Source organism: Saccharothrix sp. ALI-22-I, assembly GCF_001984175.1.
Lineage (GTDB): Bacteria > Actinomycetota > Actinomycetes > Mycobacteriales > Pseudonocardiaceae > Actinosynnema.
In genome coordinates, this window is sequence record NZ_MTQP01000054.1 from 67,308 (window position 1) to 83,433 (window position 16,126).

Below are 16,126 nucleotides of genomic sequence, written 5' to 3' on the forward strand. Positions count from 1 at the left end.
CTTCGTCTTCGTAGGACGACGGGCTAGCGTGAGACCAGTGAACTCGAGACTTGGGCAGCGGATGCAGGCTTAACCGAAATGATCTTGAAGTGGTGGTCGGAGCTTTGAGAGTCAGTCCGGTGACTGACGGTGACAGCGGGAATCTTCGTTCTTCGGGGCTTCGGCGTGTCGCGGCAGCCTGACTCGTGGGGCGCCTTCAGGTCGGACCGTGCGGCGGCAGAGTCCTTTGCAGCCACTCGGTGAGAGTGGTGTAGTCGGCGTCTGTGAGTCCCTGGCGGGGATCGACACGATGAAGCAGGGCATGTCCTCGGTGGTGCGCGGACACCCAGGCTCGATCGGTGTCGGTGATCTCGTCGTCGACCCAGGCGAATGAGCGCCCTGCCGCCCAGTCGACGAGGGCGCGGGTCTTCCAGTGCAGCCCGGCGCGCTCGTCCTGCTCATCGAGGTCGGAAGGCTCCGGCCAGGCCACTACCGCCAGATGTGGCAGGCCGATCCGGGGTGCGATGCACTCGTTCGCGTCGGCCATCCATGTCGTCGCCCATACCAGATCGCACGGGAGCGCCGCCAACCGGGGTCCATGCTCGGGATTGATCCTGGCCAGAAGCGGATTCGAACAGGCCTCCCGTGGTTCGAGATCTGTCTGGTAGGTCGGATACTGCTGCGGCGCCGCGCCGAAGGGAATGAGTGGCCCGTCGACATCGAGGAAGAGCAGCGGACGCTGTCCAGAGCCGGTCACGGCTGCACGATAGCTGCTCATCCTCGCAGGCCGACTCGATGAGACGGCTCGATGAGGCGATCTGACAAGCGGCAGCGGTAGCCGCCGAAGGTCACGAGGGAATCCCTTGTGGGTCAGCCCTGGCTCGACCGGCCGGTCGAGGCTCGGAGGTCGGACATGCCGAAGTGGATGGTTGCGCTGCGGGCGGTGCGCATGGCTTCGAGTTTCTGCGCCGCTGCCGCCAGGGTGGTCTCGATCGCGGCGACCTCGCCCAGCCAGCCTTGCTGTTTCGCCTCCTCAAGGCGGTCAACGAGGTTGGCGTGGATTCCTTGCAGCCGTGGCATTTGGTCGGGGTCAACCAGGAGTAGCGGGCATCTGACGCTTGCCTCCGGTGCGCACAATTGCATGTGAACCCGAAAATGCTGCCTCGTCTGACGAATTGGAGTCGGACTTGGAGGAGCGGAGGAAACGCGCCACGGCCGAGGGTTGGCTAGGTGAAATCGAGGGGGTGGACCTCACACTCCAGTGCCTGCGCGACAAGCGTGCCGACGCGCTGCGGCTCACCCGGATCACCCGCCAGGTCGACCTCGGCATGCCCGCCGTCGGCACAGTCCAATAACCGAGCCAGGCCGATCGTCCCCGGTTGGCCGAGTCCTGCCGGGGACGATCCGCCTGAGAGCTGGCGAAGCGCCCTCAGCGGCATGTGCGGATGTCACGACGTCGAGTGTTCTCACCGTCAGCGCAGCGGGTCGGCCAGGAGCACCACTCGGTCGAGGACGGGGTCGTACCCGAGGACCGGGTGGGCCCGGCTTCCACCTTCGGTTGTCATGAGCACGGGCTTGCGGAGTTCACGTCCGATCGCTTCGAGGAACCGGCAGAGAGTGTCGACGCCGTGCCGACCCCTGCAGTTCTCGCAGGTCGACATCGAAGTCGATGTCCTCGGCCGATCTGGGACAGAAGATCGCGAGCGCTCCTGGAACCGGCCAGACCTTGAGATCCACCGTCTCCTCGACCGGGCGGTCGAGCACCTCGACGGCCGGGGGCAGCGGCGGCACCGTGTGCCCTTGGGAGGTCATGGTCCTCGAAGATCCCGCGCGGCCGGTCGGCGACGTCGGACGCCGGCGCACGACTCGACCGGACCTACGCCGACGTCTCGTTCGGCGCCGCTCGATGCGGCAGAACGGCACTCGGAGTCGTCGGGCTCGTGCAGCCTCACAGCCGGGATCTCAGCACGGCGACCTCGGGGAACTCGTCCGGCGAGCCGTAGCCGTGCTCGGCCAGCCAGCGGACGTTGGTCAGGCATCGCAACGACCACCATGCGTGGATGAGGTCGCGGTCGACGTCGGTGCCGTAGCCGGCGATGACGTCGCCAAGGTGCTCGGAGTGTCCGAGCGTGAGGGTGGCCAGGTCGAAGAGCGCGTCGCCCTGGGACGCCTCGGACCAGTCGACGACGCCGGTGACCTCGTCATCGGCGACGAAGACGTGGTCGACCTGCAGGTCGCCGTGGATGAACACCGGTGTCCACGGCCGGAGCGCGGTCTCGGCGAGCCGGCGGTTGCGTGTGACCACGTCAGCGGGAAGGACGTCGTTGGCGACGAGCCACTCGCATTCGCCGGCGAGACGCGATGCGAGTTCGTCGAGGCTCCGACCGGGCCATGGCGGCAGCGGCGCGTCGTGCAGTGTCCGGGCGGCGGCACCCGCCGCGGCCCACGCCGCGGGCGACGCGGTCGATGGCTCGCCGAGGTGGCCGAGTGCCGTGCCGGGGAGGGCGGCGAGCGCGAGCGCGGGCGGCTTGCGCCACAGGATCTCCGGGGTCGGGATCGGCGCCAGAGCCATCGCCTCGACCTCGACGTCGGTGCGGGTCTGATCAGCGTCGATCTTCAGGAACACGTCGCCGACGCGCAGGGTCGCGCGCTCGTTGTGGGCGACGACGACCTCGACCTCCTCCACGTCGGCCATTGTTACGGGGATGATCACCGACGTCACCTGGTTTATCGCGTGCGACTGCGCGGTTGACGGCGTCCCGCTGCCCGGCGGCCTCGTGCACGCCACCGGCCGCTGACGGGTTGAGCAGTGCCTCGGTCCGCGGGCCTCGGCACGTGGACCGTGAAGTCCAAGCGGCATGCCGTCGCGGTCGGTGAGCTCGACGCAACCGAGACTGTCGGTCCGATGACGTCAAGGAGCGCTGTCGCGCATGACCCGGCTGTGCTCAAGTCGTCCGGGTCGCACATCGAACACACGGGTCTATGCCTCGGCGCGCCCGAATCGGCGATCTGGTGCATTCGCTCGCTCGGAGTACGAATCGACATGCGTTACGTCGCATAGGCATGCGACCAAGCCGACTCGCTCACATCGGCATGTGCGGATGTCTCGGAGGGAGAGACCGCTGGGAGGGCTCCCAGGTCGTCGTCTGCTAGCCGAGGACGGGCTTGTAGCGCAGGAGGACCGCGCCCGATGCGAAGGTGCGGTTCTCCACCAGTTCCAGCTTCAGCCATGTGTCCAGTGACGGGAAGAACGGTGTGCCGCCGCCGATCGCGACCGGCGTGACCAGCACGTGGAACTCGTCCACGAGGCCAGCCCGGATCAGGGGCGCGGCGAGCGTGGCACCGCCCACCTCCATCAGGCCGTCGGTCTCGGCCTTGAGCCGCCTGGCGACCTCGACCACGTCACCCCGTTCCAACCTGGAGTTCCAGTCGACCGATTCCAGGGTTCGGGAGAAGACCACTTTCGGCATCGCGAGCCACAGCCGGGCGTACTCGGCCTCCACCGGGGGCACGTCGGGTGCCTGGCCGGCGGTCGGCCAGTGGGCCGACATCAGCTCGTAGAGCTTGCGCCCGTACAGCGACAGCGCGATCTGCCCGGTGCGGTCGTTCCAGTACTGGTGCAGCTCGTCGTCCGGCGTGCTCCAGCCGAGGTCGCCATTCGCGTCGACGGTGTAGCCGTCCACCGAGACGTTCATGCCATAGGTCAGCAATCCCATGGCGGTACAGACTGCCGGAGCGCGGGGAACCCCATCGCGCCGCCACGCCGGCCCGACACGTCACACCCTGGACAACGCAACGGCGACGACGCTGTCAACGTCCTGTCGTCGGCTACTTGTTGACTGGCGGGACGGCCGGTGCCCGGCCAGGCTCGGTCGAGGTGTTCGGTGGGTGGCTCCCTCATCGGCTGCCCACCACTGGATCGGTGTGGCTCTCTTCTGGCGTGCACCCCGCCGAACACCGTGGCGAGGGGTGGCTCAAGAGGGGTCTGCCCGGCTCGAAGTAGCGGTGTCCTCCTCGCCGACCACGACAAGACCAGGCGAGGAACACCATGGCACCTGTGATCATCGGGATGGACCCGCACAAGCGATCGGCGACCATCGAGATCATCAACGGCCGCGAACAGGTCCTGGACACCGGACGGTTCGGCACCGATCGCGATGGTTACCGCCGGATGCCGGCGGTCGGCCACGGGCGCAAGGAGCGGATCTGGGCGGTGGAGGGCTGCCACGGCATCGGGCGGCACCTGGCTCAGCGCCTGGTCGCCGATGGTGAGACCGTGATCGACGTGCCGGCGAAACTCTCCGCGCGGGTGCGCGTGTTGGCTACCGGCCAGGGCCGCAAGACCGATCCGGTCGACGCGCACTCCGTGGCACTGGTCGCCCTGCGCACCAAAGGTTTGCAGCACGTCGAGGCCGATGACGCGACCGCGGCGCTGCGGCTGCTGGTCGATCACCGTGACGAGCTCGGGCATGCCCGGACCCAAACGGTCAACCGGCTGCACCGCCTGCTGCTGGAGCTGTTGCCCGGCGGGGCGAAGAAGTTCCTGTCCGCTGCCCAGGCCCGCGCGCTGCTGGGTGTCGACTTCCGGGGTGTCGAGGAGCTGAGGCGCGAGGCGGCGGAGGTGGTCGTCGTCGGGATGTGCGGTTGCGGGTGTTCGTCCGTCGACTTCCGGGGTGGCCCTGGTCTCGGGATGACGGTCCGCGTCAACGCGGCCGTCTCGGGCTCCGACGACGGCCTGTTCCTCTACACGGTCGGTACCCTGCAGGGGAGGGAGGTCCTCGGCGGCATCGAGTGGGTGAGCGTCGCGGACACCGATCCGGTCGAGTTCCCCGCGCCGGATCTGCTCGACATCCGAACCGCACGACCTACCAGGACACCAGCTCGTTGTTCGTCATGAGTGCGTAGTTCACGAGCGCTCGCCCAGCGGCACGAGCGTGCGCTGGCCGGGTCGACAGCACCTGTGTGGGCTGCGGAGGCAGCAACGGTTCGGCCGCGACCACCGAGGCGTTCGGCCGGCCTGGCAGGTTCGACGTCGCCTGCGCCACCGTCTGCCGCGCCTGCGACGGCCGCTCGTTCCTGGACATGCTCGACCAGCACGCGATGAACGCTGCCTTCGTCGGCCACGCCGAGTACGCCGCTGATGCTCAACCCGACCGGACCGGCGATTCCCTGGGGCGGTGCGGGAGTGTCAGACCACCCGGAATGGGACGGCGGCCCGGCGAGGCTACCCGGGGCCGCCGCTTCGCCGAGCAGCTCGCCGGGTCGCGGCGAAGACGAGCCGCGGGTGCCGTTGTTCTACGCGGTGCGGGCGGAGAAGGCAGGAAGCTGCCGGCAGGGACCGGTCCCGGCGGTCAGCGCCGAGACTGGCCCGCATGCGTGAGCTGATCTCGGCGGTAGCCATCGGTCTTGTGGTCACCGGGTGTTCGGCGGCCGAACCGACCGCGTCCCCGCCTCCGCCTCCGCCGCCTCCGCCCACCCGGCAGTTGGTCGAGTGGTCGACCGCGGTGTGCTCGCACGTGAAGGCGCTTGAGAAGGCCGTGGAACCCTCGGAATCCAGCCCCTTCTTCTACGTACGGTCGGTGGTCGACAGCGTCGACAACGCGACGAATGCGCTGAAGAAGTTGAAGCCGTCGGAGGTGGCGGCGGCGGACGGGCACATCGCCGGACTGGTCAAGGCGCTCGAAGGCGTCCGGCCACAGCTGCCGTCCGCGGCCGACAACTCGCTGATGACCGCGCCGGAGGCCGACGCGCAGGCGAAGAAGAAGCAGGTCGCGGAGCTGATCTCCGGCCTCGGGCCGGTAAGGCAGCAGCTCACCGGTGTCGTCGAGAACGCGCCCGAGCTGCTCACCTCGTATAACCTGACACCCGCCTGCGAGCCCGGGCGTGCCGTGACGCTGCCGGACCCCGCGCCGACGCGGGAACTCGTGACCTGGGCGGACAAGATGTGCGCCACCGTCACCTCGATCAACGGACTGAGCACCGAAACCGCCGACATCGCGGGCGACGATCCCCGGTTCGCCTCGTTCGAACTGGAGAGCTACCTCAGTACGACCAGGTCGGCGATCGCCGGTGGTGCCGCGCAGATCGCCGAGCTGGCGCCGACCGGCGTCAAGGAGGCGGACACCTTCCGCGACACCCTGCTGACCGCGCTGCGGGAACAGGCAGGGAAGCTGCCGGAGGGCCACTCGCTCGGCACCCCGCGGCCACTCGCCGCCCTGCAGGACCGGGTCAACCTGGCCAAGGCCGCCGCCACCGCGGTCAAGCCGAAGGCCGAAGGGCTGCTCGCCGCCGTCGGACACGGTTCCGCGCTCGCCGCGTCCTACGACCTCGCGCCGTCGTGCGTCCCGCGCGACATCGCGGTGAAACCGAAGCAGCCGCTGACCGCACGCAACGGCACCGATCTCGCCGTCTGCAACACCGGAACCTGCCAGGTGCTGATCACCGGGAAGGCCGACATCACCGTGGGCGACCTGACGGTCACGGTGTCGATCCGCGGTGGGAGGCTGGTGCTCACCACCCCGTCCACCAGGATGTCGCTCGGCGCGGGTGGTACGGGGAAGATCGGCACCGCGGGCGGGCCGAGCGTCGTGTTCACGCCGGCCGGTGTGGAGGGCACGACGGCGGTGCTCGACATCAGCACCGAGTAGAGGACTTCGTTGCTGCACCCAGCCATGATGCGTAGGCAACCTACGCGTCACGGCGCTGATCCAAGGCCGTCGGTCAGCCAAGAACGTCCGCTTCTCGGCATTACAGGACGTTGTGCTGCCCTCCGACGGCACGGACGTACTGCGGGTACGAAGGCGAGACGCGGGCTCCTTGAGCAACTGAACCGATCAACCCGGCGCGTCCTCTTGCTTGGTGCAGAGAAGCAGCCAGCACTTCAAGGCGTGGCCATTGGACACCGTCATCGCCGAGCTCACCCAGGGCCGGCCCTACCGGCAGGTCATGGGCTACGAACTGGGCGAGAAACGCCGGGCCGAACGGGACAAGGAGTACGACACCGAGCTGCGCACCGGCGTATACCCGTTGCGCGAGTGGGACGGGGGCTGGGACCGCGCCCGCGCGCGGACGTTCCTGCGGAAGACCTTCGGCGTCGAGTGGATCAAGAGCGCTTGCACCTACTGCCTTATGTGGAATCTGAGCGAGCTACGTTGCTTCTCATGATCACAGTGCGCTGGGAGCGCTATCCTGTGCCGCTCAAAAAGTCATCGCCGCTGGTAGAACGATGAGAGCGCCCCTTGAGAGCATGCCTGGGTGATCGCGTCCCTGGTGTACAGGGTGACCCGGGAGTTGCTGTTCTGTCGGTCCTGCTCCGCAGCGAGGCGGCGAAGGACGCCGAACTGCTCGTGCTGCGCCATGAGAACGCGGTCCTTCGACGGCTACCGGCCAGCCGGTCCGCTACGAGCCCGCGGACCGGTTCCGGTTCGCCGCCCTGTCCGGGCTGGTGGACCGGCGGCGCCGGCGGCGGACCCCGGACTGGCGCGCATCACCGTCGACGAGGTCCTGGCCGAGCCGGACGGTGTGCTCGCGGGCCCACCCGCGCGGTGAACTCAGGCCGAGGCCCAGCAGTCGAGGAACTCGTGGCCGGTGCTCACGATGTGCTCGGACCACTCGGTCCCGCCCGCCCACGTGAGGTTGCGCAACACGCAGTGCGCCGCGTAGACCACCATCGCGCCCCGGTCGGTCGTACGGACGACCTCCTCCCCCAGCCGCTCCCGGACCCCGGGCTCGGCCTTCGGTCAGGCCGCCAGATCCCAGTCGACGGTCACCAGATCGTAGGAGGCATCACCGGCCCGGCACGACCGCCAGTCCAGCACCGCCGCCACCCGACCGCCGTCGACGAGCACATTGGCCGGCCCGAGGTCGAAGTGGACCAGGTCGTCCGGCGCCCGCTCGGGCAGCGGCGCCGCGGCGGCCGACGCGCGCAGGCGGGACACCAGCCCGGAAACCGGCTGCTCGCACCCCACCAACACCGATGGCCGACACCCCCTGGCGAACCTACCGACCAACGTCAACGCCAAGCCACGCTCGTGCCGCACCAGTTCGACGACCTCGCGGACCAGCTCGTCGACGTCCGGCATACCGACGTGTTCCCCCCTGCCTGTCCTCGGCGCCCAGGTCCGCGCTTTCGGCGGCCGTAGCGTGTGACCCGCCTCGTCCTCGAAGCAGATCCACGCCCCACGCTCGGCCGCTAGCTTTTCCCGCCGCCACGCCTCCCGCCGCCATGCGGCGGCCTCATCCTCGTCGTGTTCGACCGGCCAATGTGTGGACGCCTGCGGGCTGAACCCCATACGGTGCAACAACAACGACCCTGCACGAACCCCGACTTCAGGTCGGGCCCACTCGGTCTGCGCTGGCCGAGGTGCGCCCCGACGACGACCCCGCCACCGTCCGCCGACGCCTGACCGATCTGCTCACCCGCGGCTTCACCCGTTCTCCGCGCTCTCGGCCGCGCCCGGCGGCATGACCGGCTCCGGCGTCGATTCGAGGTCGTCGAGTTGCCGCTGAACGCGCTCAGCGTCGGTGCTGCGGCCCTGCTGCCGGTACAGCTCCAGCGCTTCCCGCCAGGCCGCGCGCGCTTGGTCGTGCTTTCCGAGCGCAGTGTGGGGGTCGCCGAGGCGGTCGAGGGTGCCGGCCGCCTCGTAGTCGTCGCCGAGCTCATGTCGCAGGGGCAAGAGACTGCTGGTAGTGGTCTATGGCGTGCTGATGGTGGCCGGTGTGGTGGTCTATCAGGCCCAGGCTGTCCAGTCTGTCCGCCTCACCCTCACGACTGTGGTGGTGCCGGTACAGGGCAAGAGCAGCCTCGCAATGTTGTCGGGCGGAGTCGTAGTCGCCGAGCTGAGTGGACAACCAGCCGACCGAGTTGAGCATCCGGGCCTCCCATTCCGGCTGGCGGAGGATGCGGTAGAGGCTCAGCGCGTGAGTGGCGTGGTCCAGTGCCCTCCGGGCGTCTCCCTGTCGTTCCCATGCCCATGCGAGGTGGTAGTGGCTGTTGGCCCGCTGGGTCGGGTCGCCGTGCTGCTCGGCCACGCCGAGTGCTCGCTGCAGGTGCTCGATTGCCTCATCGTGCCGCCCCAGATCTGCGTAGGAGGCACCGACGAACCGGTGGACACGGGTGCGGATGACGGGGTCGGGTAAGCACTGGGCGGCTGTCAGCGCGGCCAGCCACACGGCGAGTTGGTCGTGGCGGTGGCCCCGCCTGCGGTGGAAGGTGACCAGAACCCACGCCATGTTCACGACGACCCCGTGCCAACGCTGAGCGGCGGCCGTGCGTTGCGCAGCCAGCAGACATCGGTGTTCGGTCTCGAACCAGACCAACGCCACCGCGGCATCGGCCAGCGACTGGGGGTGGCAACCCGGGACCGGGGGATCCAGTTGCACTGCTGTTCCGTGGGGGTCCACCAAGTGGTCGGCTCCGGCGGCGGTGTGCAGATAGAAGTCGACTACCCGTGCCAGCGCGGCCTGCCGCACCGGCTCGGCCAGGTCGTGCGCGGTGGTGGCGGCGTAGGCGCGGACCAAGTCGTGCATCGCGTAGCGGCCGTGCGGGTGCCGGTCGAGCAGGGAATGCTCCTCCAGGACGCGCAGCGCCTGGCGCACCTGCACCTCCGGTAGGCCGGTGAGGGAGGCGGCGGCAGGCAGGCCGATGTCCGGGCCCGGGGCGATCCCGAGCAGCGCGAACACCGCTCTCCGCCACGTCCTGGACGACCAACGCCGACAGTCCGGAAAACACCGTCCCCACAAGGGAATCGACATCTATCACAAGATCATGATCGCGAACGGCTACCCGACGTCACCACCGACTACGGGCCAGAGCCGATCATTAGACCCGACCACGGTTGCCGCGCCCACCCTCACCAGAGTCGTTCCAGCAACCACCGACCGAGCCGCTCTGTACAGCGCGGCACCGATGGCGGTACGGGCCACGGCCACTCGTCTCTGCCGGTTCTTGCGTCGCCTAGCCATTTCGCCCTCCGTGGTCACAGCGCAGAAGCCGTTCGGCTTCCGTCTCGACTCATTGAGCCGGGCAGGTGCGCGGCGGACCGGTCACGACATCGCGGGGTTCTATCCTGTGCCGATGGCCAGGACGGCACCCTGCGGGGTTCCAGAACTCCGCATCCGGCCTTGACGTGCGGCGACCGCATGCCTCGACAACAGACATGATCATGAGACGTGGGACTGCGATTGTTGTATCTGATCTTCGTTCGACTCGGTGGGTGGCTCGTCCTCAGTTTTCAGCCCCGAATGCACTGTTCCACCAGCTGGCCGACGACCGCTGACCGGCGGTCGACCTACCAGTCACGGTCCGAAGTGGACGTAGGTGGCCCACAGTATCGGTGCCGGCGGGTACTTCTCACGGATAGCCTGGACCAGTTCGTGCAGCCGGTACGCCGTCTCGTCGAGTTCAGCGGCGACGACGTAGAACGCCTCCGCGAGCTCGGTGGCAGCAGCGTCCACCGGAGCCCACCGTACCGATGACGTGCCGGAACGACGTCGTCTGCAATGCACCGGCGACCCCGGGTTGCGGGGTCGCCGAAGACGAACTCGTCGCCGTGGCGGCGGGGTCGCCTGAGGATTCCGGGCAGGTGTGTTGTCCTGCGATGCGGCTCGGGCCAGGGAAGGCACGCCGTTCAAGGGCTTCCGGTGAACGCGCTGTGGGACGGGACCGACATCGCTGTCGGGTGTGGCTGCGGGCTCGGTGGGGCGGTGGAGTCGGTCGTGGACCGGGGCTCGTCGGTGTGGAGTGGTACGGGTTGCAATTTGCTTTTGAAGTGCCTCAGCAGGGGTGGTTGTTCGGTGATCCGGTAGCCGGGCAGGTGGTCGGCGTGCTGGGCGATTTGTGCCAGGGTCCGGCCGACGTGCTCGATGTGGCTTTGGCTGTAGACCCGGCGCGGGATGGCCAGGCGGAGCAGTTCCCACGGGGCGCTGACCACGGGGTCGCCGTGCTCGTCCTCGTTGCCCAGGTAGAGGGAGCCGCATTCCACGCCGCGGATGCCGCCCTCCAGGTACAGCGCGCAGGCCAGTGCGTGGCCGGGGAAGCGGTGCGGGGGGATGTGCGGCAGGAGTCGGCCGGCGTTGAGGTAGACCGCGTGCACGCCCGGCGGCTCCACCACCGCGACCCCGGCCGCCCGTGCCAGTTCGGCGAGGTAGGCGGTCGTGCTGGCCCTGGCTCGCAGGTAGTCGGGGTCGGTGACCTCGAGCAGTCCTTGGGCGAGCATGTCCAGGTTGCCCAGGGTGATCTGCCCCGGTCGCAGCAGGGTGGAGAACAGGATGCGCTCGGCGGCCCGCCCCTGGTGCACGGGCAGGACGTGCGGGTAGGAGGTCAGGTCCCCGACGACGTTCCGGAACGGTGGAACGAGCGGGCCCCGGCGTAGCTCTCGTCACCCAGCATCGCCGCGGCCATCTGCGCGGCGGACAGCGCCCCGGTGCCCGAGTCGGTCAGCAGGTCGATGGTCACCTCCTCGGCCCGCAGGTTGAACAGGTTGTGGTGCGCCCGTTGCAACGCCTGCTCGCGCTGGGCGCGCGTGGTGAGCAGGATCGGTTCCACGACCTTGGCGCGGAACGGTTCCATGATCGGCACCTCGCCCACGTCCCTCACCGGCCCGGTACCGCGTCGGGAACGCGTGTGCGGGGCGGCCGGACCCGGTTGGCCTCCGCGGACAGGTACGCGGTCAGCCGCTGGGCGTGCGGCGTGAACACCTGCGACAGGTAGGAGATCAACCCGACCCCGGCGTCCAGCCGTCGCCCGGTCACCGCGGCCAGCGCCCGGTCCAGCACCGCGGGGTCGTGTCCCTGGCGACGCATCGCCGCGACCGCGCGGGCGCGCGCTTGGCCGTCGTGCTCGACGTAGTCGCGGACCGGGACGTGCACGGTGTAGCCGCCAGGCCGTTCCCGCCCGGTGTCGACCAGCGAGTAGCACGAGACCAGGGGCCGCGCCGTGAACGGGCCCGCCCCGGCGACAGTGCGGCAGAACTCCTCGACGGCTCCCCCGACGATCCCCGGAACCGCGTCGGCCGCCCGCGCCGCGTCCTCGGGGCCGCCGCCGCCGTGGGCGAAGTAGACCTTCACCCGCAGTCGGGACCACTGCCCGAGATCCAGCGCGAAGTACATCGGCCGACCCTCGTCGGCCATCGCGTCGCCGACCAGCCGGCAGGCGCGGCGGAAGCCCAGCCGGGCCAACCCTTCCTCGACGAGTTCCGGGGCGCGCCCGACACCCTGGGCACCCAAGTCGAAGTAGACCTTGAACAACGGTCCGCCGTGCGCGGTCAGCACGACCGCGCACCACAACCCGAACGTCCTCTGTGGCCGGTCGGGCAGGAACAGGTACTCGACCAGGGCGAACCGCCGCAGGTCGAAGCCGTAGCGCTCCGCCAGCCCGCGCAGGACCCGTCGACCGACCGCCACGTTCTCCCGCACCCCCGGCGGCGCCCGTTCGGCTCGGCCAGCAGGCGCAGCTGCGGCGCCCGGCCCGCTTCGAAAGAGAGCGAGTACTCGACGGGCGAGTGGTCGTCGGACACCTCCGAGCACCACCCGGCCTCGCCGACCGGAAGCGTGGCGGAGGGTCCGAGCAGCGCGTCCGCGAGGTGCTCCAGCTCCTCTCGCCGACCCGTCAGCCCCACCGCCTCGGCCAGTGCGCCGGCCTGTCCACGGACGAGATGCCCCAACGAACCCGAGGGACGGTCCGGGACGGCGGAACGGGAGAACACGCTTGCGTCGAGCATGGCGAAATCACCTGACCCCCAAGAGTCGTATCGCGATTTCCAGTAACCACAACACCCCGTGATCACGAAAGCGATAGAGCCCGTACGGGGGGACACACACCCCCCGATGGGGTTGCCGAACACCGGTGCGATTTCCTCAACGACCGGGCCGGGCGGAAGCCGTCGACCGCGGAGGTGTCGGGCATCGACCCGCAGACGGACGTGAAGCCCTCGTCGGGGCAAGTCCGCGCCGACGTATCCCCTGAACCGAAGTCGCGACGGACGGACACAGCCAGGGCACGTGGCCCACCTCTCGGGCACCGGGATGGCCGAGAACGTCAAAGCACTACTAGGGAGTAGACGTTGAAGGACCGCTCGACTACGTTGCGCCGCCTGTAGATCCGTTTGTCGATGCGTAGGGCCGCCCGCCGTGGGGAGGCTCGTCAGCGGCGGTTGGCTCGGCCGGAGTAGCCCTTGTCCGCGATCACCCTTGGCACGCGCATTGGCCCTTCAGCGGGCCGCCAGGCCGGGGAGAAGTCGGAGTGCGTTGTTCCGGTTGATGCCGCCGCGCAGCCGCGCGTCCAGCGCGGGATCGGCGTTGAATGCCGCCGTCGCGTGGGCCAGTTGCCCCGTCGACATCACGGGCCAGTCGCTGCCGAAGTGCAGGTGCGTCGGACGAACGGAGGACAGGAGCGTCGGCGTCGAGTGCCAGGACATCGGCGCTGCCGTGTCGTAGTGGAACCGGTGCAGGTAGTCGTCCAGCCTGCCTGGCGGGAGGGGCGGGTCGAAGTGGCCGGCGTTGAGGGTCACCCGGTCGGCGACGTAGGGCAGGAACCCTCCGCCGTGCGGCAGGACGACGGTGACGTTCGGGAAGCGGTCGAGCGTGCCGTGGACGACCAGGTTCAGCGCCGCCCGCGTGGTGTCGAGCGCGTAGTCGCACACGTAGCCCGGTATCCCGGGCACGACGGCCTGGTCGGGCGTGCTGCCGGGGAGGTCCGTCGGGTGCAGCACGAGGACGCTGCGCAGCGCGTCGAGTTCGGCCAGGACGGGATCGAAGAGCGGGTCGCCGACGTAGGTGCCGCTGCGGCCGTGCGTGAACGCCTGGCACCCCACCGCGCCCATCTCAGCGCCGGTCCGCGCCGACCACACCTCGAGGTCCACATCGTCCAGGCGCACGCGCGACAGGAACGCGAACCGCCCGGGATGGGAGTCGACCAGGTCACGCACCTCGTGGTACGCGATCGTGAGCCCTTCCCTGTACTGATGCCCGTCGCGGTAGCGGGCGGCGGGCATCGCCACCGACAGGACCGCCGTCTCGATACCGGCTCCGTCCATTGCGGACAGCGCCGCCCCGGCGTCCCACTCGGCCCACCACGGCAGGGCCGCGCGGTCGAGGATGCCCTGGGACTCGGCCCACCGCAGCCACCCCGGCGGCGTGCAGTGGTGGTGGAAGTCGATGCGCCGGTCCCGGTGCTCTCCCCCTGCCGACGCCGCCGCCGAACCACCGCGGACGAGCACACCGACACCGCCCGCCGCCCAGGTCAGAACCGACCGCCGCGAGACCCCACCCACGACCGCCTCCTCCGTCCGCACCACACCGCATCCGAACTCCCAGCGTCGAATCCGTGCCGGCATGCCCGCAAGACCACCACCGCGACGGCACCCCTTCGTGTCCGGCACGTCCCCCGATCGGTCCAGCCGGGACGCGCACACCTGCCATCGACCTCAGGCGCATGATCCTGAGGTGTGGCGTTGCGACTACTGCACCTGGTCCTCGTTCTGCTCGGTGAGTGGCTGGTCCCGCTCAGTCGGTCCTCTGCGGCAAGGACGTCGGGCTGCTGGTACCGCGGCACGAGGTCGCCGTACCGCGCCGGGGCGCCGACTGCCCACCCGCCTGCGAACACCCGGTTGACGACACCGGGCACCCGTCTTCGGCCTCGACGCGACCTCGGGTGACCTGCTCGTGGGTGCGGTAGGCGAGCTGATCGGGTTCCGGTGGAGCGGGGGATGACGCTTCCGGTGTCGCGGATCAGTCGAGGGGGATGCGTGCGCGGGCGTCGGCGAGTCCGGCGAGCGGCCAGGTGACGAGCAGGTCCAGGACGTTGTCGCGGGGGCGTTCGAGGATGTAGTCGTCGACGCCGGAGAAGGTTCCGTCGCCGCCCGAGCACGAACTCGACCGCGCGCGGACCCAGTAGGCGCGGTCTTCCCGGACCACCGCGATGGAACCGCCCGGACCGGCCGTGCGGATGCGGGTCGTCTCGTCGAGTGCCCGCGCCGGATTCCAGGAGCTCGGGTCGAGCGCGCCGGCCGGAGCACGTGCGATGTCGCCCACGGCGATGCTCGATAGACCCGATGTGCCACCGTGCTCCGCGGCCCGTGAATACCCTACCGCGCGTCCACGGGATGCACGGTGGTGACCTGCGCTGGCATGGAACGTTCGCCGGAGAGATCGGATCAGGCGGCCGTGCGCAGAAGCCGGACCTCGTGGTGGAGTTGCTGCACGTCGCTGTTGCCGCCGTGCCGTCCGGCCTCGTCCTCCAGCGGCTTGAGGTGGTCGAGCAGCCTGGTCGACTGGATGACCCGCACAGCGTCGAGCGCGTGGATGCCGAGCTCGACCCCGGCGACAAGGTCGCCCTCGGCGAGGGCGCAGGTGGCCAGCCAGGCGAGGTTGAACGCGCGCTGGCGGATTCGGTCGGCGGGCGCGTCGTCGAGTGCTCGTTGGAGACGTTCCATGGCGGTTGCGCGGTGCGCGGCGTCGGTAAGTCCGAGGCGGCTGTGGATGCGGGCCGCGCTGGTCTGCAGGGCGGCGGGGTCGAAGAACCGCAGGAACTCCTGCTGGTCGTCGGTGGCGTGCGCGTACTCGTCCTCGGCGCGGCGCAGGGCGGTCATGGACTGCCGGCTGTTCCCGAGGTGCGCGTAGGCCAGTGCTTCGTGGGTGAGCAGCAGGGAGACCGCCACGGAGGAGTGGGAGTCCTGTGCGGCGATCTGTCCCAGTTGGAACAGCTTCAGGGCTTCGGCCGGGTCGTCGTTGTCGAGAGGGATCCGCCCCAGGTGGTAGAGGACGATCGCGGTGTGCGCCGGGTCGCCCGCGTCCTGGGTGTCGCGGACGGCCTGCCCGAGCCAACGGCGGGCGTCGCCTTGCAGGCCGAGGTCGTGCGCGGTCCACCCGGCCAGCGTCTTGGCCTCCGCGATCGCCGACAGCAGGCTGGTCCGAACGTCGTCGGTGGCCGAGGAGTGCAGCATCGACTCCGCCCAGTGGGTGTGGGCGAGGATGGCGTCGCGGCAGGAACCGCCTCCGTGGGCGGCGTCGTAGGAACGCAGCGCCGCGGTCAGGGCACGCACCTGGGCGACGGCGGCGACTGCCCACCACGACTGCGGACCTCACGGGCCTGTAGCCGTCGTGGCCAAGCAGTGGCGAGGGATCCTGGCGCTGCCCGTGGCCGCAGACA

16 protein-coding genes and 2 pseudogenes are annotated in these 16,126 nt (G+C 69.6%); 3 read left to right on the forward strand and 15 right to left on the reverse strand.

Features of this window, described 5'->3' with window-relative positions:
* Window positions 1-196: 196 nt before the first annotated feature.
* The 5 genes from ALI22I_RS13745 to ALI22I_RS13765 form a co-directional block, all read right to left on the reverse strand.
* On the reverse strand, window positions 197-736 hold the full coding sequence (locus ALI22I_RS13745) for an HAD domain-containing protein (RefSeq protein ID WP_077005880.1): 540 nt from the start codon (window positions 734-736) through the stop codon (window positions 197-199).
* Between the two features lie 113 nt (window positions 737-849).
* Complete coding sequence (locus ALI22I_RS50775; protein ID WP_202970952.1) at window positions 850-1,059, reverse strand: hypothetical protein; 210 nt, start codon at window positions 1,057-1,059, stop codon at window positions 850-852.
* Between the two features lie 504 nt (window positions 1,060-1,563).
* Window positions 1,564-1,791: a hypothetical protein gene (locus ALI22I_RS52395; RefSeq protein ID WP_202970953.1), complete on the reverse strand. Its 228-nt coding sequence runs from the start codon at window positions 1,789-1,791 to the stop codon at window positions 1,564-1,566.
* Window positions 1,792-1,927: 136 nt separating this feature from the next.
* On the reverse strand, window positions 1,928-2,692 hold the full coding sequence (locus tag ALI22I_RS13760; protein ID WP_238598344.1) for a phosphotransferase family protein: 765 nt from the start codon (window positions 2,690-2,692) through the stop codon (window positions 1,928-1,930).
* Between the two features lie 436 nt (window positions 2,693-3,128).
* Window positions 3,129-3,695: a dihydrofolate reductase family protein gene (locus tag ALI22I_RS13765; protein WP_077005883.1), complete on the reverse strand. Its 567-nt coding sequence runs from the start codon at window positions 3,693-3,695 to the stop codon at window positions 3,129-3,131.
* Between the two features lie 332 nt (window positions 3,696-4,027).
* On the opposite strand from ALI22I_RS13765, the gene ALI22I_RS52400 reads away from it, so the two are divergent.
* From ALI22I_RS52400 to ALI22I_RS13785, 3 genes are all read left to right on the forward strand, one after another.
* Entirely contained in the window at window positions 4,028-4,876 is an 849-nt protein-coding gene (locus ALI22I_RS52400) for an IS110 family transposase (RefSeq protein ID WP_083751696.1), read from the forward strand.
* Between the two features lie 475 nt (window positions 4,877-5,351).
* Window positions 5,352-6,626, forward strand: coding sequence for a hypothetical protein (locus ALI22I_RS13780; protein ID WP_077005886.1), 1,275 nt, complete (start codon window positions 5,352-5,354; stop codon window positions 6,624-6,626).
* 211 nt (window positions 6,627-6,837) lie between these two features.
* Entirely contained in the window at window positions 6,838-7,143 is a 306-nt protein-coding gene (locus tag ALI22I_RS13785) for a hypothetical protein (protein WP_077005887.1), read from the forward strand.
* A gap of 575 nt (window positions 7,144-7,718) precedes the next feature.
* Here ALI22I_RS13785 and ALI22I_RS53610 read toward each other — a convergent pair.
* From ALI22I_RS53610 to ALI22I_RS13830, 10 genes and pseudogenes are all read right to left on the reverse strand, one after another.
* Window positions 7,719-8,060, reverse strand: coding sequence for a phosphotransferase (locus ALI22I_RS53610; protein WP_083751697.1), 342 nt, complete (start codon window positions 8,058-8,060; stop codon window positions 7,719-7,721).
* Between the two features lie 144 nt (window positions 8,061-8,204).
* Window positions 8,205-8,291 (reverse strand): annotated as a pseudogene (locus ALI22I_RS55575) (winged helix-turn-helix domain-containing protein); the annotation flags it as partial.
* Window positions 8,292-8,405: 114 nt separating this feature from the next.
* The gene (locus ALI22I_RS13795; protein ID WP_077005889.1) at window positions 8,406-8,654 is read right to left on the reverse strand and encodes a hypothetical protein; all 249 of its coding nucleotides are present in this window, start codon (window positions 8,652-8,654) and stop codon (window positions 8,406-8,408) included.
* Window positions 8,638-9,660 carry a tetratricopeptide repeat protein gene (locus ALI22I_RS13800; RefSeq protein WP_077005890.1) on the reverse strand — a complete coding sequence of 341 codons (1,023 nt, stop codon included), beginning with the start codon at window positions 9,658-9,660 and terminating at the stop codon, window positions 8,638-8,640. Before ALI22I_RS13800 ends, ALI22I_RS13795 begins: the two co-directional genes overlap by 17 nt.
* Window positions 9,661-10,275: 615 nt before the next feature.
* Window positions 10,276-10,434, reverse strand: a complete 159-nt coding sequence (locus tag ALI22I_RS50790) for a hypothetical protein (RefSeq protein WP_179118225.1) — start codon at window positions 10,432-10,434, stop codon at window positions 10,276-10,278.
* Window positions 10,435-10,712: 278 nt separating this feature from the next.
* Window positions 10,713-11,557 (reverse strand): annotated as a pseudogene (locus tag ALI22I_RS13805) (beta-eliminating lyase-related protein); the annotation flags it as partial.
* A gap of 14 nt (window positions 11,558-11,571) precedes the next feature.
* Complete coding sequence (locus ALI22I_RS13815; protein ID WP_143532186.1) at window positions 11,572-12,381, reverse strand: hypothetical protein; 810 nt, start codon at window positions 12,379-12,381, stop codon at window positions 11,572-11,574.
* Between the two features lie 806 nt (window positions 12,382-13,187).
* Entirely contained in the window at window positions 13,188-14,249 is a 1,062-nt protein-coding gene (locus ALI22I_RS13820) for an amidohydrolase family protein (protein ID WP_202970955.1), read from the reverse strand.
* 457 nt (window positions 14,250-14,706) lie between these two features.
* Window positions 14,707-15,009, reverse strand: a complete 303-nt coding sequence (locus tag ALI22I_RS13825; protein ID WP_077005893.1) for a hypothetical protein — start codon at window positions 15,007-15,009, stop codon at window positions 14,707-14,709.
* 122 nt (window positions 15,010-15,131) lie between these two features.
* Entirely contained in the window at window positions 15,132-16,019 is an 888-nt protein-coding gene (locus ALI22I_RS13830) for a hypothetical protein (RefSeq protein WP_077005894.1), read from the reverse strand.
* Between the last annotated feature and the right edge of the window lie 107 nt (window positions 16,020-16,126).

Coding starts and splice junctions, on each gene's coding strand:
- ALI22I_RS13765 (WP_077005883.1), bottom strand. CDS start 3,695: ATGGGATTGCTGACCTATGGCATGAACGTCTCGGTGGACGGCTACACC.
- ALI22I_RS13780 (WP_077005886.1), top strand. CDS start 5,352: ATGCGTGAGCTGATCTCGGCGGTAGCCATCGGTCTTGTGGTCACCGGG.
- ALI22I_RS50775 (WP_202970952.1), bottom strand. CDS start 1,059: ATGCCACGGCTGCAAGGAATCCACGCCAACCTCGTTGACCGCCTTGAG.
- ALI22I_RS52400 (WP_083751696.1), top strand. CDS start 4,028: ATGGCACCTGTGATCATCGGGATGGACCCGCACAAGCGATCGGCGACC.
- ALI22I_RS53610 (WP_083751697.1), bottom strand. CDS start 8,060: ATGCCGGACGTCGACGAGCTGGTCCGCGAGGTCGTCGAACTGGTGCGG.
- ALI22I_RS52395 (WP_202970953.1), bottom strand. CDS start 1,791: ATGACCTCCCAAGGGCACACGGTGCCGCCGCTGCCCCCGGCCGTCGAG.